Raw genomic sequence first — 21582 nt, 5'->3', positions numbered from 1 at the left:
TTGGCGGTGAATCCTAGTCCGTACTTTTCAGCGCTGTTCTGAGCTCGAGCACACAGGAGAGAAGCGTCGGTGATGCGCGCAGGCTCTGGCGTATCACTTCACCCGGCCAGCGCAGGCAATCCTTCACTGCTTTGTGTGTCGCCTCCAGAGCCTCAAAACCTGTTCCCTGATAATCTTGCAACCTTGGATAAACCGGCTGCAGCAGCGCCCGGACAATCAGCTCATGCGGCACTGAAACCACGTGAGCCCTGCACCAGTTCTCGACCTTGCCGATATCAGCCCTGGTCACATCCTCAACCAGCCTCTGCCACTCTGCCAGTGCCTTTGCTACGGAATCATCCTCAAGGCAGCTCACACTTCCCGGACAGCCATCCGCCAGCTTCACAGCCAGATCAATTATATTGGCGTCCAGTTTCGACTCCAGCACCGTGCGCACATCGTTTTCCGTGAGCGGCGAGCAGTGCTGCATCAGGCAGCGTGAACGCACCGTCGCCGGAAGTTTCATCGCATCGGCACAGACCATGATCAGCACACTGCCCGCTGATGGCTCTTCCAGCCCTTTCAGCAGCGCATTGGCCGCCTGATTATTAAGCCGCTCAGCCTGATCTAGAATCACCACGCGCCGCTCACCCTCAGCTCCACTCAGGGAGAGAAAGTCGAGCACCTCCCTCACCTGGTCAATACTGATATCGCGCTTTTTCTCCAGCAAACCCACCCTGTGAACATCGGGATGCGATTCTGCTTTCAACATCTGGCAGGCGTGGCATTCACCGCATGCCGAACCCGATTCACACAGCAGCATGCCAGCCAGCTTCTCAGCCAGTGCAAACTTGCCGATACCGCGAACCCCATGCAGCAGCCACGCGTGATGCATGCGCCCTCGCTGCATGGCATCGCGGAAACGCCCTTCAATGGGCTGGTGGCCTAATAACTGTTTCAAGAGAACCGCTTCTGCAATGCAGATTCCACCTCTGCCTGCACGCCTTCAATATTCAGGCTCGCATCGATACGAACGATTCGCCCGTCATCTTTCTCAAACTGGCTGGTAAATGCTGCTGCGACCCGCTCGTGAAAAGAGATAGCCTCATCATCCAAGCGCGTACTCTTCTCGCCCGCTTGCATGCGTTTTTTCATTCGCTCCGCAGCCACAGAGACCGGCACATCAAACCAGAGGGTCATGGCAGGGATTACCCTGCATTCGGCAAAGGTGAGCATCTCTATAATATTGACAGTTCTGGCACCAAGTTTCCGTGCCGCCAACTGGTAGGCCAGCGTAGAGTCGGAGTAGCGGTCGCAAAGTACCCATGCACCAGAGGCAAGAGCTGGCTGAATCACCTCGCACACATGCTGGGCACGATCTGCCAGAAACAGCAGCAACTCAGCCTCAGGAACCGGCACGAATTCGCCAGTCAGAAGCAGCTTGCGAATCTCTTTGCCCAGCGACGTATCACCCGGCTCGAAAGTAGTGACCACCTCTTCACCCCGCGCTTGAAGCCACTGCGCAGCAAGTTTCAGCTGCGTACTTTTACCGCAACCATCAACACCCTCAAATGTGATTAATCTATTCACTGAGCAACCCCTCTTTCCACCTGAATGCTTAACGCTGCTGAATAGCAGCCACTTCGTAAACCCGTGAATTCCTGTTTTGGGATTTTACAATTTCTTTGCACTCATTTTACACAACAGATGCACTCACACACATTTACACAGCTAGCGTTCTCCACATGAGGGAGACCACCCCACAGGAGAAGAATCATGAAACGAATTATTACCACAGCACTACTGACCTCAGCCCTGCTTGCCGCACCTGTTGCACAGGCCGCATCATATCAGGATCGCTCCATGGCTACCGGTGCTGTAGTCGGCGCAACAACGGGTGCCGTTGTAGGCTCAAGCCACAACCAAGCAGTTCAAGGCGCCATCTTTGGAGCGGTTCTGGGCACAATTGCCGGAGCAGTCATCACCAGCCAGCATCAGCCTGTTCATGTTATTCAGCATCAGCCTGTTCATGTTATTCAGCATCAGCCTCGTCCACATTACAAGCCGGTCGCCCATAAATATGAGCATCGTACGCAGAAGGTAGCTTACTCCCGTTCCAACAGCCGCAACCATTACCGTTATGCTGATTCACGCAGTTATGGTCATAACCGCCATGTCGATTCTCGCAGCTATCGCCACGACCGTGGTGACAGGCACTGAGAGCTACAGCTCCATATAGCTGATCAGTCCGGAAGGTGTCTCCCAATGTTGGGAGGCACCTTTTTTAATGATAATCTGGAGAGAGTTAAATCCACCAGCAGCCTTCCAGCTTATCTGAAAATCCTTATGAAAAACTTCTGCATCTGCCGCCATGAGTCATCATCAGCGGCCTCGTTGTAAGCCAGTGGCATATTAAACCGCTGGGCAAAACCGTCGGCATCAGGGTTGGTGAAGCTGTGTTTGGCGCCCGGATAACTTGTCAGCGTGTAGCTCACGCCTGCTGATTCCATCTCCTGCTCAAAGGCCAGCACCTGCTCTTGTGGAACAAATGGATCTGCAGCACCGGTGAATACCATAATCTCGGCTTTAACCGCGCCTGGCTTCACCGGTTCACTGGTTCCCAGAGAGCCGTGAAAGACCACCACCCCATCCAGGTCAGCCCCGGCTCGGGCCATATTCAGCGAAATGCCGCCACCCATGCAGTAACCGATAGCAGCTGTCTTGCCGGGACTCACACTCGGATGGTTTATCAGCATATTCAAGCCGGCCTGAAACCGCTTTTTCATTTCAGGCATATCGCCGGTAACAGCCATCATGAAGGCTTTCGCATCCTCAGGGTGATCAGCCAGCTTGCCTGTGCCATACATATCCAGTGCAAATGCCGTGTACCCTAAAGCTGCCAGCATCTCAGCCCGCTTGCGCGCATAAGCGTTGTGTCCCCACCACTCATGCACCACAAGAACACCCGGTCGTTTGCCGGATATGGCGTCATCAAAAGCCAGGTAACCGGTGAACTCTGTGCTGTCGACACGGTAGGTTATCTCTCTGGTCTGCACCTCAGCATGCGCAGTCAGGGTGATCAGCGATAACAGCAGGGGCAGAAGAAACCTGAGCATGTTGAGACTACTCAACGGTGTAGCGCACCCACAAATTATGGGTTTGGCCAGGGGCCAGTTGCACCACATCTTCAGCGGCATTGGCGCTTTCAACGCAGACCATGCCGAGGTAGCCGTCATCCGAACCGAAATCGCCCATCTTCAGACACTTCTCAATCCACGGATTCCAAACAATGGTTGAGTGACTGCCCAGTTTTTCGATGCGGATTTCACGATCCAGGCCCGGATCTTTAATCACCACATCCTGTCCCTGGTCGAAATAGATGCGATCAACCTCGGAGCCTATGGTGATATCACCCTGCTGGTTCCTGCGGGCAGCAGGACCCACCTTGTCTAGGTAATCGCAACCATCCAGGCCATTGATGGCAATCTTGCTCACATCACTGACGCTGAAATAGGTATGCAGTGCATCGCCAACGGTGATCGTTTCGTCACCCTGGTTTTCCGTGGATAGCTGCATCTCAAGGTAGTGGCCGATAATCATCTGCATTTCGGCGGGAGCCTGATGCGGCCATTGATCCTTTTTCACATCCCCGATACGGAAACTGATCAAGGTACAACCGTCTTCAAGAGCGGAAGTACTGGTAACCTCCCATGGAACCGTACGGGCAAATCCGTGACCGGAGAAAGAAGGTTCTGTGGCATGGGCACCAAACCAGGGCCAGCAGATCGGCACTCCGCCACGGATGGAGTTGCCATGCCCCAGCTTGGCCACAGGTGACATCCAGATCACCGGCTGCTCACCTTTCGGTGTCCAGGTCATCAGATGCGCCCCCTGCATGGCGATACTGGCTGTACAGTGGCTGTTATCGATATCGATAACGATGAAGCCATCGCCGGCATCGCGAAAAGCAAGCTGCCCCTCTATGCCAAAATCATCGTTCAGTGTAGTTCCCTTTGCATTCATAACCCCTCCCGGATAAGCAAACACAGTGTGAGGTTTTATGACTGTTTCAGCAAGGTGATTTTAGGGCAGTTTCTTCAGCCTTCGGGTATTATGACTGCTGCAGTGCAGCCTCCAGTGAGGGGTCAAACTGCTGGTTCAGATAGGCAATAATATCATTGGATTCATAGAGCCAGGTCGTCTCATCGCCATGATCAATGCGCAGGCATGGCACTTTAATCTGGCCACCTTCCTGCTCAAGTGTGTTGCGATGTTCGCTATCACGATGCTGTGCGTCACGATACTCCATCGGAATATTCAGACGATGAACAGCACGACGGGTTTTGATACAAAACGGGCAGGCAAAATATTGATAAAGTGACATGGACTCCACTTTTTTGTCTGCTAGCAGCTGTGTTTCAGGCGTCCGTTTGATTTTGCGGGGACTGGTTAAAAAGCTGACAAACGCCATCAAGCCACCCACACCTTCACGGAAAATCTTTAACAGCACAGCTTTGATCATCAGAACACTCCTATCATTTAAAAACGACGCTAACGATAACAGTGGTGAGATTGAGCATACCCCTTTATAAATTAGGGCCTATTAACCTTCTAAAGCAGATGATGAATCCGGCTCAACATTCTCTCAGCATCCCTGTAATCCACGGCCACAGAGTGAAAGCTCCCATCAACTTCCAAGACAAGACTGGGGAAACCATGCACCCCGATGTTTTGACTCAGCCTAATCTCGTGCATCAACTGCCGCTCAGTATCAGAACCATTATAATCAGAGGCGAATCGCTTCAGATCCAGGTCTAGAGATTGGGCACAAGCTATGAGAACTTCATAATCTGATGGGTTACGGGCCTGTAGATAGTAGGCCTGCTGAATAGCCAGGATCATGGCATCCTCTCTTAAGGCATCCTGAGCTCTGGCAGCAATCACGGCCCTGCAGGCCGGATAGGTTGAACGTCTGGGAGCGCAAACCTGCCAGAATTCAAAATTAAACGGAGTGCCGGGAACTCGTTTCTGAATCGTGCGCCAGTTCTTCTGAATATGCTGCTGAAGCTCGGGCTCCATAGGTCGCAGAGAGTCGGGGGCTAGCCCTCCCAACAAGCACTTCACACTCACATGCTCTGGAAGTTGTTCCTTTACTATCTGCCAGACAGGGCGAAACGCCCAACACCAGCTGCACATCGGGTCATGCACATAGTAGAGGCTTACCACTTAAACCTCGATCTCACCCTGCAGATATTTAACGGCTGATCCGGCTATGGCCACACGCTCGCCTTTGAGCTCACAGATCACCTCCCCGCCACGACTGGAGAGCTGTTTGGCAAGAAGCTTTGAGCGCCCCAAACGGGCAGCCCAATAGGGAGCCAGCTGAGTAAAGGAGGAGCCTGTGACCGGGTCTTCATCGATACCAAACTTGGGTGCAAAAAAGCGTGACACAAAGTCATAGGCGTCTGATGGCGCAGTGAGAATCACCCCTCGCCCATCAAGCTCCCTGAGCAGTTCCAGATTCGGATCAGCTAAAAGAAGATCCTCCTCCAGCTCAAAGACCACCAGATAATCTTCAGCTTTAAGGCACTCAACAGGCTCGATGCCAAAGGCGTGTTGAATCTGGATGGGTGTTTCACAAGGCACAGCTGGCTGAGCCGGGAAATCGAGCACCAGCAACTCCCCTTCTTTTGTTACCTGCAGATAACCGGATCGTGAATCAAAGATAATGTTATCCAGTTCAGAACCGAGACACTCAAACAGTACATAGGCTGCTGCCAGCGTGGCATGCCCGCAGAGATCAACCTCACTGGTTGGGGTAAACCAGCGGATATGAAATCCCTCATCTGTTGCGACAAAAAAGGCTGTTTCCGAGAGGTTGTTCTCCTCTGCAATCAACTGCATCAAAGCATCGGGAAGCCACTCATCCAGAGGACAAACCGCAGCAGGGTTCCCACCAAATGGTTTTGAAGCGAATGCATCAATCTGATAAATAGGTAGTTTCATTCCCTCTCCCGTTGTCATAGCCAGTCATAGAAGTGTAACACTGATCTCTACCATTGTGACCACCAACTCTCCCGCAACGTTTTATTTTTACCATGCCGCGTGCAGTGTTCTGCATATATTCAGAGGTTAATGGGGCGAACAAATGAATGAGCACGAGGCAATTGAGCAGCTGGAAAAATCTGGCCAGTACAGGGTCATTGAAAGACTGAATGCTCCCAACGCCTATGCGCAGGGAAATCCAACCACACCACGGATCGGCATCGTGATCGATGTGGAGGCAACAGGACTGGATACCGCCAATGATAAAATCATCGAGCTGGGCTTTATCGTCTTTGAATATGATGCTCACAGCGGCCTGATTTACCGTGTCCTGCACAGCTATGGCGGCTTTGAAGACCCCTGTGAACCGTTGCAGGATATCATCATAAAGATCACCGGTATCAACGATGAGATGTTAAAAGGCCAGGAACTTGCTGATGATGAGATCAACCCGTGGCTGGAAAAAGCGGATCTGATCATTGCCCACAACTCAGCCTTTGACCGCCAGATGCTTGAGCGCCGGTTGCCTATTACTTCCAAGGCCAACTGGGCCTGCACGTTCAATGATATCGACTGGCAGGATGAAGATATCGCCAGTCTCAAGCTTGATTACATCGCCTATAAGATGGGTTATTTCTTCGACGGGCACCGGGCTGTGAATGATGCCCAGGCGACACTGCACCTGCTGACCAAACCCCTGCCCTGCTCCGGCAAGCTGGCGATGAGCGCCCTGCTTAGCCATGCACGCGAGAAAAGCCGGCGCTTCTTTGCTGTAGCTGCCCCGTTTGACAGAAAGGATGATCTGAAGGCTCGCGGTTACCGCTGGATGGCTGATTTCGTTTATAGTGATCACGGCAAACAGAAGAAGGGTGTCTGGAGCAGATCTGTTGCTGAAGCGGATATTGAAGTAGAACAGCAGTGGCTGACTGAAACGGTCTATAACGGCAAAATAGCGGGATTCACCTTTAAGGATATCACTGCAAAAGACCGCTACTCAGTCAGGGAGTTCAAGACAGAGTGATGCTGGAGATTTCGGCTTCGGTCTCCATCCCCGATAATGAGATAGAAATGTCTGCCATCCGTGCCCAGGGGGCAGGCGGACAGAACGTCAACAAGGTCTCAACTGCAGTTCACCTGCGCTTCGATATCAATTCATCCTCGCTTCCGGATTCTTACAAGCAGCGCCTCCTGCAACTGAGGGATAGGCGCATAAGCAGTGATGGCGTGATCATCATCAAGGCACAACAGTTCCGAAGTCAGGAGAAAAACCGGGGTGATGCACTCAGCCGGTTACAGGAGTTGATCAAAGGTGCCATCGTCGTGCAGAAAAAGAGGCGACCGACGCGAAAATCGCTCAACTCGGTGAAACGACGTTTGAACAGTAAAACTGACCGTGGAAAGCTGAAATCACTGAGAAAAAAGGTGGTCGAATAACCCGGTCTTATTGGACTCGAATCTGGTACTCCAGTCCTTGACCATCTGATCCCTGACTCAGGAGTCCAGCAGCTCTCGAATCAGGCTGTTAACCGCCTCAACCGGGTAGGGTTTGCTCAGGATAATATATTCAGCCGGAGGCATCGCCCCCTTGTTAAGTTCATCACGGTCATAGCCTGATGCGAAAATGATTTTCACCTCTGGATGAGCAGCCCTTATCCGCTCAGCAACTTTCACTCCACTAAGCCTTGGCATCACTATATCCATGATGATCAGGGAGATGGCCTCACAATTTTCATTGAACTTATCAAAAGCGTCAATTCCGTCTACAGCCTCCAGCACCTTATAACCCAGGCTTTCCAGAACTTTTTTCGAGGCAGATCGGACATCAGCATCATCATCTGCGATAAGGATCGTCTCCCCTTTCCCTGCGGCTACGGGCTCTGGCTTCTCATCTATAGGTGAGGCTTCCTCGGCAACAATTGGCAGATAGATGTGAACTGAAACCCCCGGCCCGGTATTGTTATCAACCTCAATCATTCCGTCATGCTGCTGAATGGCCCCATAGGCCATCGCCAGCCCCAGGCCTGTACCTACTCCTACCTTCTTGGTTGTGAAGAAAGGTTCAAAAATATGAGTTCTAGCTTCGTTGCTAATACCGCAACCGTTATCTTCTACTATGAGGTGAGCAAAGGCTTTCGCCTCCTGATCAGGGTACTGCTCTGAAAAAGCGGCATCGGCACTGAATAGTTCCACTGTCAGTCTGATCTCAGGCTCTTCAACCATAGCAACCGCATCACGTGCATTGCTCAAAAGGTTTAATAAAACCTGCTGCAACTGTGGGGCATCTCCATTGATTACCAGTTCCTGCTCACAGAACTGTTGATTGAAAGTGATACTTGAAGGAATTGCTGCTCTATTAAGCTTGGTGATCTCCTTAATATATGAAACCAGCCCGAAAGGTTCCTTCTGAACGATATCCCTGCGGGCAAAAACCAACAGGTGTTTAATGATCTCTGCAGCTCGGAAACTCAGTGTCTCCACCACCTCCAGGTTACTCACCACATCGGGGAGCGCTGCAGCTTTTCTCTTAGCCAGATAAAGGTTGCCTGTCATACCCGCCAGCTTGTTGTTAGTTTTCGGCTACATTAGTATTTATTTTCCGCGATATGTATAATTCGATGATTGAGGAGCCGTAGCCATGCAGAAAGCCTATTCATATGTTCGATTTTCCACCCCGCAACAGTTGAAGGGGGATAGTTTGCGAAGACAGTTGGAGGCAAGCCGTGCCTATGCGAAACAATATAATCTAGTGCTGGATGAGTCACTTCGGGATATTGGCGTGTCGGCGTTCAAAGGTAAGAACGCCACCGAAGGGGCACTTAGGCGTTTCATTGAATTGGTCGAGGCTGGACGCATTGAGAAAGGCTCGATTCTGATTCTTGAGAGTCTGGACAGACTTTCACGGCAGCAGGTATTTGCAGCCCTCGGATTATTTTCATCCATTCTCTCGGCAGGAGTCGAGATTGTTACCCTTGCCGATGGCCAACATTACACTGCCGACTCCATCAATGAGGTCGGTCAACTGATGTATTCGCTGATGTCGCTTTCCCGCTCCCATGAAGAATCGGCAATGAAATCAAAGAGACTCTCTGCCTCATGGGAAAACAAGCGCCAGAATGCTGTCGAGTCAGGCAAGCCCATGACGAAGCAATGTCCAAAATGGTTGGCGGTGTCGGAAGACAGGCAGCGATTCGAGGTGATCGAAGAAAGAGCTTCGATAATCCGACGCATCTTTGATATGAGCATTGCCGGAACCGGCCAGCGCAAGATTGCAGAGCAATTCAACAAGGAAGGCATTAAGCCTTTTGCCAGGGGCGACATGTGGCATGCCTCCTATATCCGCAAGGTACTGAACAGCAAAGTGGTTCTAGGCGAATTTCAGCCAATGAAGGATAAAGAACAGATTGGTGATCCTATTCCTGATTACTATCCGCCTATCATATCTGAAGAGCTTTATTACAAGGCCAAGGCAGCCCAGAAGCAGAGGCGCACCGATTCATCGTCGGCAGGGAGGAAGGGTGAAAGCTACAGCAACCTGTTTACCGGCATGTGTAAGTGTATGTCTTGTGGTTCAACTTTCCGAATGATCAAGAATGGGCATACGCATCAGTTTCGCTGTAACAGCAACTATATGGCCAGCGGCTGTGACTGCACCAAGCGTTGGCCATACCGTGAAGTTGAGGATGCTGCCCTTGTCGCGCTCAGTGAAAAGGTGGATTGGTATTCAGCCCTTGGCGGCCATGTTTCCAGTCGCCAAAAGCTGGAATCTGAGATCAAGTCTCTGAGCGGAAAACTTGCCGAGTGCATGAAACAGGTTGAGAGATTTGGTGAATTGGTGGCAACTGCCGAAGGCTCTATGTTTGCCGATGCTCGGGCGAGGTACACCAAGGCTATGCATCAAGCCGATGAAATCCAGCAGGAAATTGATGAGAAAGAGGCGGAACTGAAAATTTTCTCTCCAGTGCAGGAGAAGGTTGATCGCCTATCCAGTGCAATCTTTGATCTCAGGTTCAGTAAGTTGCCCGCCGATGAACTGTATCAACTCCGCGCCCATATCAATAGCACTATGCGGGAAGCTGGTCTGGTGCTGCACTTTTTTGATCTTGGGGTTATCTATGAAATCACCGGCACCGGCGAAGCCGGTGTGGTGATCACCGAAGCGCAAAGAACTGAGCTGGCACTGCTAGCCAGAGCTGAGATTGCCAACCTTGGCTTGAAGGGATTGAAAGAGAAACTTCTTCACGTTCAATCAATGCAAGATCAATAGGGCGTGCGGGCTATCGTGGATGGTAAAATTGCTATGATTCCTCTTATTGTTGCATATACACAACAATAAGAGCGGTCATCTCATGCCGATTTCCGCTCAATGGCTTATTTTGTTGCTTATATGCAACAATTCTCCTTTTAAATCAATCAGTTGTTGACAAAGTGAAAATATTTGCTATAGTGCAATAGCTATCTACAGAGCCATTCTATTAAGAATGCAAGCTCCGACTTCGAGGTGGCAAATTCATGAAAACTCACAATTAACGTTCAATCCGATTTTACTTTCTCACAACAACTTTGAATCTGCGGATATTTTCGCGGTAATTGCTTTTTTATTATGGGATGACGCAGGAGTGGAATCATGCTTGGACTGACATAACTTTCTGTAGAGCTATTCCTGCAGAATTCAGAATCTGCATGGAAATCACATAAATTTACGAATGTAACGTAAATCGGGCTGCTGCCTGATGAAAACAGAACTACTGATTGTGCCGCAACACCGCGGTACAGCTATCTATTGCCTAACAGGAGGCTTAATGGACTGTAAGCTGGAAGCACATAAGCAAAATATATCAGATACATATCCGATCGAGATCATCTCGGATGATGAGATACATTCGCCCCCCTCTAAAGAAGATCAAGCTACTAACGATTCTTCTTTTGATCCGTTTTCCCCCATGACGCCAGAGCAGGAGCGTAACATTAAAAGACGATTTAATGAGCTCAAGTCAGCACAGGATGAAGCTACTAAGGAAGCGCGTGCGTACATGTTGGATATGTACAGTCTTTCAGAAGTTTCTGAGCGATCAAAGTTTGCAGAGCGACAAAAAGATATGGAGCTACTGAGATCAGTTCTGCACCGTATGCGTGCTGCTCAGTCTTGGCGAGCATTGACTCCCCAACCGAAAAATTACAATGACATTCTCGATGGACTCAGCAAGCGCTACCCACATTTCCATGCTGTGATAGAAACACTGCGTGCCCGTATGCGATTGAACGCCTTGAAGAAATATCCTGTTGTCGATTTTGGGGCGAACATTCTGCTGCTTGGAGCACCGGGGTGTGGTAAGAGCTCTTTCCTGTATGAATTGGGAGAATCACTCGATACAAGATTCTCTTCTATCTCATGTGCATCAATGTCGATGGCGGGTGATCTTACAGGTTTATCAGTCGGCTGGAGTACCGGCCATCCAGGCATGATCTTCGATGAACTGGTACAACAGGGGTGCGCAAACCCGATCATATTGCTTGATGAGGTGGATAAGAGCCAGTCTGAAGGCTCACACTTGTTCGTCTCAGCTCTGTATACCTTATTGGAGAAAAACAATGCTCGTGAATTCAAGGATGAGTTTGTTGCCGTCTCCATTGATGCCAGTCGAATCAACTGGTTTGCCAGCGCAAATGAAATATCTTCACTCAGTGCACCAATTCGAGATCGCTTCGAAGTGATCTCGGTCAATCCGCCAAGCAAGGATGAACTACGCCAGATTCTGCCACAAATCTATGAACAGCAAGTGGACAACCATGGCCTACAGGATGTCTTTTCCAACAAATTGCCATCGGAGGTGATTGAGAAAATGCTACAGAGTGACCTGTCTATTAGGCGGCTCAAGGCGCAGCTTGAAAGTGCCATGGCCCATGCTTCCATTCGAGCTGATCACTCACCTGCACCGCTGTTGCTTACGCCGGAAGATGTGCCAGTGGATAATCAGGATCAAACGAATAGCCGGAAAATCGGGTTCATCCATTGATGAGGCTGCAAATTTTATCTGACCTTCATATTGAGCATGCTCCCTGTCATGTAATCCAAGGGAGTGCGGATGTCGTGATATTGGCTGGTGATATCTCAGAAAGTGCTGAAGGGATTTTATGGGCCAGAGATACTTTTCAATCACCGGTGATTTATGTCTCCGGCAACCACGAATATCACGATCCCAGTTTTTCAATGGCAGGGCATATGGAAGCCATGAGGAATGCTACTGCAGGATCGAATGTAATTCTGTTGGATAACGAGACCACAGTGATTGGAGGCGTTCGTTTTTTGGGCAGCACCATGTGGACGGATTTGAGTAACTTTGGGGCGGTTCTTTATTGTGACTACGACAATATTGTCGTTGAGCATGAGCACGGTAGAGCACCGATTCATTTCTCAGTTGAGCAACAACAGATGCGGTTTGATCGTAATCTAAAATGGTTGTGCACCGAGTTGAGCAAACCATTTCAAGGCAAAACAGTAGTAGTGACACATCATGCTCCCAGCCTGAAGAGTTTACACCCTCAGTATGTCGGCAACCCCTGGAACCCTTGTTTCATGAGTAATTTGCAGTCACTAATGCCGGGGGTCAATCTCTGGGTGCATGGCCACACACATAGCAGTTTTGATTACCAACTCGGCTCAACAAGAGTGATATGCAACCCCAGAGGATATCCTCTCCCACTGGGTGGCTGGGAGAATCCAGCATTTGATTCAATGCTGGTTGTTGAGGTTTAACCGCATGAATTGCGGATTTTGTAAAACAGTGCGATTAAACCTGCCGTTCTGCGGAGCCGCGCATCGCCTTCACCAGCAAGGGCGATGCGCGGGTTTGCAGAGCGGCAGGATACCTGCCCGTTCAGTGGTGGGTGTAGAGCATATCAGGAGTAAAAGCATGAGTTTGAATTTAACTGTTGAAGATGTAATGGAGCCATTAGCAGAAGAACTTTATGATGACCCAAGCAAAAAAAGAGGTTTTCTAGATCAGGACTATATGCAAGTGCAGGCTGATAATACGACTGTTATCGAAGGCATCGAAAATGTTATAGTAATGATTGAGCTTGCCCTTATAGATTTGGTTGACCCTATCATGGAGGCTCGATTAGAAAGAGCACGAAGCGACTTACATGAAGCACATCTGAAACTCTCTGAGAATTTCGCTGATTCTGATGCCTGGCTTGATGTAGATTTTTCAGACTGGGTAGATGGTCTTGATGGATAAGTAGTTGAAATCTACTTTTTCTTGTCTCCGACAGGAAAAAGTGGATTTGTCACGACTTTCAGTCGACTTTTCTGTGTCCATGCCATGGCGGTAAAAAGTATCATCGGGATAGCTGAGAAACACTCGTAATAACCTGACCCGATTATACTTTTTACAGTCCATAAAATGGCACTGAAAAGGTGACACCGTAGGTAATCCTTATTGTAATTAATCTGTACAATATCATGCTGTTCCAGAACCATTTTTAGTTAATGACAGAATTGGAGCCAATAGGCCTAATGCAGTGATAAACCAATGGCTGCGATGTTGACTTCTGGCATGAAAGTGAAGCCTTAATTGACTCAATTTCCAGCTCTAGGTCTCTTTTGCTGGCTAGGTAGTTACTATGTTGCACTGCTTGTTTTGTGTACATTTCAGAGGCTTCCTTAATGGCATAAGGGTGCAGGCAAAGGCGCTCTATGAATCGCTCTCGTTTTTTTATTTTCGAGGACTTGGCGAATAAAACTGCATCATGCTTTTTCTTAAGTTGATTCAGAGTGCTGCGGTGGCGGAATTGGTTGAAGGCACGTACCAGCCAATTTCCACCAGCATCATACTTCTGTTTGACTCGCATCATGGAATTATAAATTGAACGGCGAGTGACATGTTCAAGTTTCCATATCTCTTGCGCAAGTCGGCGAGCAGACTGTTGACCTTCGGCGATATTTCGCAAGATTTCTTGTCTGTCAGGACGATTTATAGGTACCAAAGCAGCCAGTTCTCGTTCAGCATCAGCCAAACGTCGCTGTATTTCTGGGGCATGATTTGATTGCTCAGCTATAATAGCCTTGTTACAGGAAATTACTTCTTCCCAATGTTTAAACCTCTCATTTTTAACTCCAGTAAATGGCATAGGGCCCATTTTATTGGTGACTGGGTCGAGCTCCCGTTTTTCAGTTCGCCTTTGCAAATGCCACGATTTCGCCCCTACTTTAGGTTGTGGAAGCAGATAAATACCTCGGGCTACATTACTACGGTGGTCAACTCGGGCATCTGAGCCATGCGAGGAAAGTGCCTGATTACACATATCTGCCCACTGTTCTCTGATTTCCAGTAGGCGAGTGCTGGATTCAGCATGTTTCTGCTTCCCTCGCTTGCTGGCTTGCCAGCTTCTGTCTTTGACGCATCCCCCTTTTTCGGGAGCTGCTTTATTTGCCCGCTTGAAGAATGTGGCCGCATCACGCTCAATGCCGTCCTGAATGCGTTCGGAGAATTGCAGGTGCACATGTGGATTCAAGCCGCCATCACTGGCCTTGGTGTGATGGATAGCAAAGCTGTAGGCGTGTCGAGTGTCGCACACCTCTTCAGCAAGCTGACGGGCAAGGTCGAGCTGTATTGAGAATGGCAACTCTCTGGGAAGGGCAACTTCCAATTCTCGGTATGTCGTGCCGTTAGCTCTCTCAAACTTATCAGATGCTTCCCAGAACAGAGCTGGCTCTGCCGTTGCCCAAATCGGCATGTTACCACTCTCAATATGAACAACACCGTGCTTCTTCGCATATTTCTCCGACGCACTGATATAATGAAAGTGTGGGCCGGCCTTGCCTTTTGCTCCGATATTGAGCGACAGATGAAATTCAGACATGGCGTACTTACTCCTTCTGTTTCCAGAATAAAAATAAGTAACGTCATAAAAGCCGCCCGAAGGCGGAAGTCATGGGGCTAAAACCTACAAGAGCCCCAATCAATAAATCAGCGGGTAATTATACGATATAGCAGAAAAAATAAGCAAGCGATGCCAAGAATATTCATATTTCACAACGAAAAATGAGAAATGAATTCAGATAATGTTCGCCAGCCAGATGAGAGTTGGCAGAGCAAAAGAGGAAATGAGTATTCTGAACTATCGTGGGTAATGGGGTTCAGGGGTCATCCCCTGACGCAAGCGAGCGTTTCTCGACAGAGAAACGCCTAAGCGCGCTCTTCTGGCCAGAGGGGCCTAATTATAAGGGAGTCCTGAAATTCGACACAAGTAATTCGTAAGAAAAGCATATGTACCAACAAATATTGAAGATTGAAAACCATCAATATCAATAAGGAATTTGAAGTATGTCGAAGGTGCTCTTTTCCATCCATAGAACTACTTCCTAGCGTTGGATAAATCAGAGAAACCTCGCCATATATAGTATGTTTTGAGATAGGCTTATCTATCAAGTGTACTAGACAATGAATCTCCCCCAAAGTGCCTTCACATCCATAGAAATACTTCCTGGCGTTGGATAAATCAGAGGGGCCTCGCCATATACGGTATGTTTTGAGATATGGCTTATCCATCAAGTGTACTAGACAACGAATCTCCCCCAAAGTACCTTCCCAATAAGCTCGAAGGGAATCTAATCCATCTAATTTGAAGGCATTTAAGTGAATGGGCAAATCATATAAGAAAGCCGTATTAATTTTCCTAGCCATGGCCTCAGTTATGGGCTGGGCCTTTTACGAGTATTACAGATCAGAATATGAAGCCCATAAAACCGTGATGCTTGACGATGAGCTGTTGAACATGGAACGCAGCGAATTCACGATATCTGGACGATTCCAATCTATTATCAGCGATTTGAAAATCCTCTCCTCTCTATACGAAGTCAATAAGGGAAGAGATATCCCCACCATCGCCCAGCAATTTAAAATCATTTTAACCGAGAAATCACGCTATGACCAAATCAGGCTAATTGATTTATCTGGTCAGGAAATCGTTCGCATCAACAAGACGGAAGATGGTGCTGTGATCGTCCCGACGCATGAACTCCAAAACAAGAGAGACAGATACTACTTTTCTGAAGCCCTGAAACTCGCCAAGAATGAATTTTATATCTCCCCTTTAGATCTCAATATTGAACATGGAGAGGTTGAATATCCTCTTAAGCCTATGATCAGGTTTTCCACGCCAATTTTCAATTCAAGAGGAAAAATTTCTAGTGTTCTGGTCATCAACTATCTAGCACAAGAGCTACTGAACGCTTATGAGCAGGCTCATAATATGACCTCTGATGAAGCATCGATTGGAAATATCATGATTCTGAATCAGGATGGATTTTACCTCCATCAAAATGACAGCGCAAAGCTTTGGGGCTTTATGTTTGATGAAGGTAAAGAGTTCAACTTTGCCAATGACTTTCCAGATGAATGGTTGATTATTAAGAATGCATCCGATGCTCATGCCCAACTAGAAACCGAAAACGGATTGTTTATTTATGAATATATTGAGCCATTTCATGAACTAACTTCTATGCTTAGGCACGAAAGCCATGGGGGGGCTGACTGGATTACAGTTGCCCATATTCCACGGAGTCAGTTTCAAGCCGAAAAGAGTACGCTCGCCACTAAAATTTTAGCACAATATTTCTTTGCCCTTTTATTGGCTGGTGGATTATTAATAATAAAAGCCCGATTCGATAAAGCGGACCAAAAGCTATCCGAGGCAAATATAAAAGGGTTGATTCAAAATTCCGCCCTTGAAAGCATTATCACATGCAATAAAACTGGATATATTACCGATGCAAATCCAGCCGCGTTAAATCAGTGGAACACCAACTCTGTTGGCATGATGGGCAAGCACATCACAGACATTCTTCAACTTTCCGAGTTTACTACTGACTACCTTGAGGCAATTCGATTCAAAGAGCTAAGAGCCAAAGGTTTTGATGGTTCAACGTTTGCTGTTGAGGCATCCGTATCTAACTTCAAGACCCCGATTTTTGATGGGTTCACTGTATTCCTACACAACATTGGTGCGCGAAAAAAACTTGAGGAAGAGCAGGTTAAGTTATCTAAAGCTATAGAAAGCGCTAACGAGGCAGTTATCCTAACGGATAACCATGGCATCATTGAATATGTCAACCCTGCCCTTGAGCGTCTCTCAGGTTATAAGGAAGCTGAATTAATTGGTAAATCGCCCGCAATCCTAAATAGCGGCAAGCAAGATAAAGCATTTTACCAGCATCTTTGGAACACAATTAGCAGTGGCAGAGTGTGGAAAGGAAGCATTATCGACAAAAAAAAGGACGGCACTCTCTATCCCGCGAAACTCACGATATCCCCTATCATAGATAATGATAGAAACATTACGCATTATGTTGGAGTTCAGGAGGATCTTACCGAGTTCAATGATATTGAACGCATGTTTCAACAGTCTCAAAAGATGGAAGCCTTAGGAACCCTCGTTGGAGGCGTGGCCCATGATTTCAACAACACTTTGGCTGGCATAATGGGTAATGCCTATTTGATTGAACGTGCTGTTAAAGACTTACCAAAAGTCAAAGAGAAAGCATCAATGATTCAAAAGCTGTCAGATCAGGCATCTGGCATGATACGCCAGCTACTGACCTTTTCACGAGTTGATGCTGGTGAATTGCATCCGTTGAAAATGTCCACCTTTGTTAAGGAGATCATCAAGTTTTATGAGGTTGCTCTTACTGAAAACATCAAGTTAATCCAAGAAATTTCTCCGGATGAACTAAACATCAACGGAGATGTTAATCTACTTCAACAGGTTCTCATGAACCTATTAAACAATGCCAGAGATGCTGTGTCTTCAGTAGAAAACCCAAAGATAACAGTTAGGTTGGAGGCAGCTGAGCCTGACGTCTCAATTCAACTATATGTTAATGAACAATGCTCATTGAAGCGTGCCGTTTGCATTTGCATTTCTGACAATGGCACTGGCATTAAACCAGAGCATCTTGACCATATTTTTGAACCCTTCTTTACGACTAAGCCCGCAGAACATGGCACAGGCCTTGGGCTAGCCATGGCCTATGGTGCTATTAAATCTCACGGGGGCTGCATAGGCGTAAGCAGCAAGCTTGGCCATGGAACCACATTCAAGATCTATTTCCCAATTTTATCAGAGGAGATAAGCGAAATTGATTTAGAACAAACTAACCTCCTCGATGGAAGTGGTGAAATCATCCTATTAGTTGAGGACAATGAGGCCATTCGGGAAGCAACTAAGGGGATGTTAGAAGTCTTTGGATATAATGTATTGTTAGCCAAATCAGGCAAAGAAGCCATTCAGCTTTATCACGACCATTGCGATGAGATTAAGCTTATCATTTCAGATATTGTGATGCCGGAAATGAATGGTCCTGATGCCATTAAATCCATCCGTTCGGATCAAGGCAGTGATGTTAAGGTCCTATATATCAGTGGCTATGATTTACCAAATGCTCTAGAACAAAATGATGAAGTGGTGTTAAGGAAGCCATTTAGTGCCAAGGACCTAAACATCGCAGTCGCACAAAAACTACATGCCTGATCAAAATGGAAATAACAGCAAAGCCGGGCTCTGCCCGTCCTTAATAACTCAAATCAGGCAGCCGAACTCAACAACTGTTCGGATAACACCCCGCTGCTGATCACCTGCGCGTAAATTGGAAAGACCTCATCGCAATAGAACTTCTGCTCAAAATTGGTACGCCCACAGGTACAATCCTCGAGAACAAATACATCATAACCCTTTTCAAAAGCAGCCCTGCCAGTTGAGTCTATACAGACTGAAGTAACCGCGCCGGCAAGAATGATATTTCGCACCTCTCTGTTTCTCAGGAAAAGATCCAGCTCCGTATTGGAAAAGGCATTCAAGCCCCGCTTCCCCGGAATCTCGACAATCCGATCTCCGAACGCCTTGATCTCATTAATCGTCTCGGCCCCGGGCATTCCAGCCTGAAACGCTTTGCTCTCCTTTATGGCCGCAAGAATGCCAACGGGATTATCCAGCTCACGATATTCGGTGGTAAACCGGATAGGGGTATGCACTATCGGCAAGCCACTATCTATCACTGTTTTGATGAACTTCAGGGTATGATTCAACACATTATTCGCAACCGCTGACTCCTCAATAACCCCACGTAGAATACCGTCTGAAGAAAAATAATCATTTTGAAAACCAATCAAAATGACTGCTGAATCTTGCACTCCCGGATTACTCATTATAACTCTCCCTTACCATCAGGAAGGTATACCCTGACAGTTGTTCCAATATGCTTCTGACTAGACATCTCAATACTCCCTCCCATCGCCTGAACCAGTTCCTTTACAATATGAAGCCCTAATCCCATCCCCTTTATTTTGCCAGAGGCATCCGCCCGATAGAATTTTTCGAATGCCTTGGCCACCTCTCCTGGACTCATCCCGATACCTTGATCGATCACTTCGACCAGCCCCATACTGCGCCCTCCTTTTCTAACGGAAGAAACCCGCACTGAGACAACTGAATCAATGGATGAATATTTGCAGGCATTGGATAACAGGTTAGAAAACACCCTTGTAAGAAAACCTTCATCACCCAGAACAGCGCAGCTATCGATGACATCCAGATTGATTTCTCTCGCCTCTCTTTCAGCAGAAGGTAAACAGCTTACAACCCCCTCAAGAAAGTGCGCGAGATCCAGCTTTCTCACCTGCATATCTGATTGCATGGGTTCACCTGATTCAATTCGAGAAACATCCAAAAGCTGGGATACAATCGATGCCAAAACATTTGATTGCGAGTGAATACTTAACATCATCTGCTTCTGTTCATCAGCCGTAAAGCTATCCGGGCATTCCAACAGTAGTTCACTGAAGCCACAGATACTGGAAAGCGGTGTCCTCAACTCATGCGAGGCAACAGACATGAAGTAGCTCTTCATCTTATCCAGATTGTATTCACGGGTAATATCGATAGCAGAGACAAGCTTACGAAACCCTACAGTGGAATATTCTTCCTGCATAAAGCGGAGCTTAATCACCAACTCTCTGGATGCATTCTCCACAATGCACTCATCAATCCCTTCAGTATGAATTTCATCCAGCACCTTATGCTGCTCGGTCATATGCTCTTTGAGCCCTGCTAGAGTCATACCGATTATTTTATCGTCAACATCCATCATCGCCAAAACCGACAAAACCAACCGGACTCACCATCAGCACCGCATCAATTTCATCGTTGGCACTGGCCAACTCCAAACTGCGCCGCGCCAATTTCTCTTCCATCAGTTTGGTCTCGGTCACATCAAGGTGAGTACCAATTGCACGCAATGGCTGCCCCCCCTCATCCCATTCGACGACCTTGCCGCGATCCAGTATCCACCGCCAGGAGCCATCCTTGTGTTTCAGCCGGTGCGTTGTTTGATAGTGGGCCACTCTTCCCAGCAGATGCTCATTCAGCGCCTCCATTACGACAGACAAATCATCAGGATGAAGCAACTCCTCCCATGTGCTGACATCCGGCTTCAAATCGCCCTCATGATAACCCAGCATCCCGAGCCACACGGGGGAGAAATAGACGGAACCCGTAGGGATATTCCAGTCCCAAACGCCTTCATTACTGTTCTCAAGAGCCGACTTCATCCGGGATTCACTCTCTGAGATCGCATGCAGCATCATATTCCTGTGCAGAGTGAGGCCATAACCCTGAGCGAGAAGCGTCAATGCATTGATGTTATGAGCCGTCCATGGAGAGTCACTGACAAGCAGAATAAACCTGCAAGCAACTTCACCTGCAAAAACAGGAAGCAGCAGGAAATACTCCTCGCCAGAGTCCCAGGTGGCCAACCTTGCCCGTAGCAATACATCCAGACTATCCAAAACACATGTAAACGCTGGATAACGATCCAACAAAGCTTGCTGGGAAAGCATGAGAATAGAGCCATTTCCATGTTCCAGCCACATCTCCCTGCATGAGTCGAGCACCACCCTTCCGGAAACAGATGAGCAGTTGCAAATGGCAGCCCGAGTCAATCGGGCCGGTTCTATCAACGCCTGGAGCAGCTCATCCTCCTTGGAGATCAAATCGTGCCCATTCGCAAACATTATTCCGGCCTTTTGTGTCACCGCCAGTAGCTGATCCTGCCGCTCCTTCTCCTCCATCAGCAATCGTTCCTGATGCACATTAGACAGGGTGCCAGTCGTACCGACAATACGATCAACACCATCCAGAAGAAGCTGCGCATGTACTTCAACCCAGACAAAGCCTCCTCCCTTGCAGAGATAGCGAACCTGATGCCGACATTCACTTTTCTTGCGTTCAATCAGGGGAGCAAACAGCGCTGAATTTTCTTCGCGGTCATCCGGATGGACATAGTCGATAAAATTCTCCCCGATCGATTCAGCCCGCGTAAATCCGACAAATTCCTCCCAGGCCTCGTTCAGAAACGTCCAACGGCCTTCGGCATCTGTTTCGAACACCACGCTTGAAAGATTGGAAAGAATCCGATCCAGCCTCATTCTGCTGGCATTGACCTTCTCGAGCAGGTCCACCTGCTTCTGAATCAGTTGCTCTTCAGGCAATTTTCTCATGGAA

The 21582-nt window shown here is 48.1% G+C and carries 20 protein-coding genes; 8 read left to right on the top strand and 12 right to left on the bottom strand.

Annotated features, from left to right (window positions below; translation table 11 throughout):
* Positions 1–13 precede the first annotated feature (13 nt).
* Together holB and tmk are read right to left on the bottom strand one after the other, a co-directional pair.
* The gene (gene holB / locus Ga0123461_RS05580) at positions 14–940 is read right to left on the bottom strand and encodes a DNA polymerase III subunit delta' (RefSeq protein ID WP_232710387.1); all 927 of its coding nucleotides are present in this window, start codon (positions 938–940) and stop codon (positions 14–16) included.
* Positions 937–1569 carry a dTMP kinase gene (tmk, locus tag Ga0123461_RS05575; protein ID WP_100277427.1) on the bottom strand — a complete coding sequence of 211 codons (633 nt, stop codon included), beginning with the start codon at positions 1567–1569 and terminating at the stop codon, positions 937–939. Before tmk ends, holB begins: the two co-directional genes overlap by 4 nt.
* A gap of 186 nt (positions 1570–1755) precedes the next feature.
* On the opposite strand from tmk, the gene Ga0123461_RS05570 reads away from it, so the two are divergent.
* Positions 1756–2199, top strand: coding sequence for a glycine zipper domain-containing protein (locus tag Ga0123461_RS05570; RefSeq protein ID WP_100277426.1), 444 nt, complete (start codon positions 1756–1758; stop codon positions 2197–2199).
* A gap of 110 nt (positions 2200–2309) precedes the next feature.
* On the opposite strand, the gene Ga0123461_RS05565 is transcribed toward Ga0123461_RS05570, so the two are convergent.
* From Ga0123461_RS05565 to Ga0123461_RS05545, 5 genes are all read right to left on the bottom strand, one after another.
* Positions 2310–3095, bottom strand: a complete 786-nt coding sequence (locus Ga0123461_RS05565; protein ID WP_100277425.1) for a dienelactone hydrolase family protein — start codon at positions 3093–3095, stop codon at positions 2310–2312.
* Positions 3096–3102: 7 nt separating this feature from the next.
* Positions 3103–4002 carry a D-hexose-6-phosphate mutarotase gene (locus Ga0123461_RS05560; RefSeq protein ID WP_100277424.1) on the bottom strand — a complete coding sequence of 300 codons (900 nt, stop codon included), beginning with the start codon at positions 4000–4002 and terminating at the stop codon, positions 3103–3105.
* An 88-nt stretch (positions 4003–4090) separates the two neighbouring features.
* Positions 4091–4501, bottom strand: a complete 411-nt coding sequence (locus tag Ga0123461_RS05555) for a glutaredoxin family protein (RefSeq protein ID WP_100277423.1) — start codon at positions 4499–4501, stop codon at positions 4091–4093.
* An 89-nt stretch (positions 4502–4590) separates the two neighbouring features.
* Entirely contained in the window at positions 4591–5187 is a 597-nt protein-coding gene (locus tag Ga0123461_RS05550) for a DsbA family protein (RefSeq protein WP_472436457.1), read from the bottom strand.
* A gap of 18 nt (positions 5188–5205) precedes the next feature.
* The gene (locus Ga0123461_RS05545; protein ID WP_100277422.1) at positions 5206–5985 is read right to left on the bottom strand and encodes a PhzF family phenazine biosynthesis protein; all 780 of its coding nucleotides are present in this window, start codon (positions 5983–5985) and stop codon (positions 5206–5208) included.
* Between the two features lie 142 nt (positions 5986–6127).
* Between Ga0123461_RS05545 and Ga0123461_RS05540 the strand changes: the two genes are divergently transcribed.
* A complete protein-coding gene (locus tag Ga0123461_RS05540; RefSeq protein ID WP_100277421.1) occupies positions 6128–7045 on the top strand; it encodes a 3'-5' exonuclease in 918 nt (305 codons plus the stop codon).
* Positions 7045–7458 carry an alternative ribosome rescue aminoacyl-tRNA hydrolase ArfB gene (arfB, locus tag Ga0123461_RS05535; RefSeq protein ID WP_100277420.1) on the top strand — a complete coding sequence of 138 codons (414 nt, stop codon included), beginning with the start codon at positions 7045–7047 and terminating at the stop codon, positions 7456–7458. The genes Ga0123461_RS05540 and arfB overlap by 1 nt, the downstream gene beginning before the upstream one ends.
* Positions 7459–7515: 57 nt before the next feature.
* Here arfB and Ga0123461_RS05530 read toward each other — a convergent pair whose 3' ends face one another.
* A complete protein-coding gene (locus Ga0123461_RS05530; protein WP_100277419.1) occupies positions 7516–8574 on the bottom strand; it encodes an ATP-binding protein in 1059 nt (352 codons plus the stop codon).
* Between the two features lie 85 nt (positions 8575–8659).
* Here Ga0123461_RS05530 and Ga0123461_RS05525 point away from each other — a divergent pair, with 85 nt between their 5' ends.
* From Ga0123461_RS05525 to Ga0123461_RS05510, 4 genes are all read left to right on the top strand, one after another.
* Positions 8660–10288 carry a recombinase family protein gene (locus tag Ga0123461_RS05525; RefSeq protein WP_100277418.1) on the top strand — a complete coding sequence of 543 codons (1629 nt, stop codon included), beginning with the start codon at positions 8660–8662 and terminating at the stop codon, positions 10286–10288.
* 535 nt (positions 10289–10823) lie between these two features.
* A complete protein-coding gene (locus Ga0123461_RS05520) occupies positions 10824–12038 on the top strand; it encodes an AAA family ATPase (RefSeq protein ID WP_157819249.1) in 1215 nt (404 codons plus the stop codon).
* The gene (locus Ga0123461_RS05515) at positions 12038–12778 is read left to right on the top strand and encodes a metallophosphoesterase family protein (protein ID WP_100277416.1); all 741 of its coding nucleotides are present in this window, start codon (positions 12038–12040) and stop codon (positions 12776–12778) included. The genes Ga0123461_RS05520 and Ga0123461_RS05515 overlap by 1 nt, the downstream gene beginning before the upstream one ends.
* Before the next feature lie 157 nt (positions 12779–12935).
* The gene (locus Ga0123461_RS05510) at positions 12936–13262 is read left to right on the top strand and encodes a hypothetical protein (protein WP_100277415.1); all 327 of its coding nucleotides are present in this window, start codon (positions 12936–12938) and stop codon (positions 13260–13262) included.
* A 244-nt stretch (positions 13263–13506) separates the two neighbouring features.
* Here the strand turns inward: Ga0123461_RS05510 and Ga0123461_RS05500 are convergent, their stop codons facing one another.
* The gene (locus tag Ga0123461_RS05500; protein WP_100277413.1) at positions 13507–14886 is read right to left on the bottom strand and encodes a MobA/MobL family protein; all 1380 of its coding nucleotides are present in this window, start codon (positions 14884–14886) and stop codon (positions 13507–13509) included.
* A 780-nt stretch (positions 14887–15666) separates the two neighbouring features.
* Here Ga0123461_RS05500 and Ga0123461_RS05495 point away from each other — a divergent pair.
* Entirely contained in the window at positions 15667–18555 is a 2889-nt protein-coding gene (locus Ga0123461_RS05495; RefSeq protein ID WP_100277412.1) for a PAS domain S-box protein, read from the top strand.
* 53 nt (positions 18556–18608) lie between these two features.
* Here Ga0123461_RS05495 and Ga0123461_RS05490 read toward each other — a convergent pair whose 3' ends face one another.
* The 3 genes from Ga0123461_RS05490 to Ga0123461_RS05480 are packed head-to-tail and all read right to left on the bottom strand — an operon-like array spanning position 18609 to position 21578.
* Positions 18609–19229 (bottom strand): cysteine hydrolase family protein, encoded by a 621-nt coding sequence (locus Ga0123461_RS05490; protein WP_100277411.1) that lies wholly within the window; start codon positions 19227–19229, stop codon positions 18609–18611.
* Complete coding sequence (locus Ga0123461_RS05485) at positions 19229–20140, bottom strand: sensor histidine kinase (RefSeq protein WP_198507140.1); 912 nt, start codon at positions 20138–20140, stop codon at positions 19229–19231. Before Ga0123461_RS05485 ends, Ga0123461_RS05490 begins: the two co-directional genes overlap by 1 nt.
* A 16-nt stretch (positions 20141–20156) precedes the next feature.
* Complete coding sequence (locus tag Ga0123461_RS05480) at positions 20157–21578, bottom strand: PAS domain-containing protein (protein ID WP_198507139.1); 1422 nt, start codon at positions 21576–21578, stop codon at positions 20157–20159.
* Between the last annotated feature and the right edge of the window lie 4 nt (positions 21579–21582).

Origin of the sequence: Mariprofundus aestuarium (genome assembly GCF_002795805.1) — a bacterium.
Classification (GTDB): domain Bacteria; phylum Pseudomonadota; class Zetaproteobacteria; order Mariprofundales; family Mariprofundaceae; genus Mariprofundus; species Mariprofundus aestuarium.
This window is presented reverse-complemented; position numbering and strand designations above follow the sequence as displayed.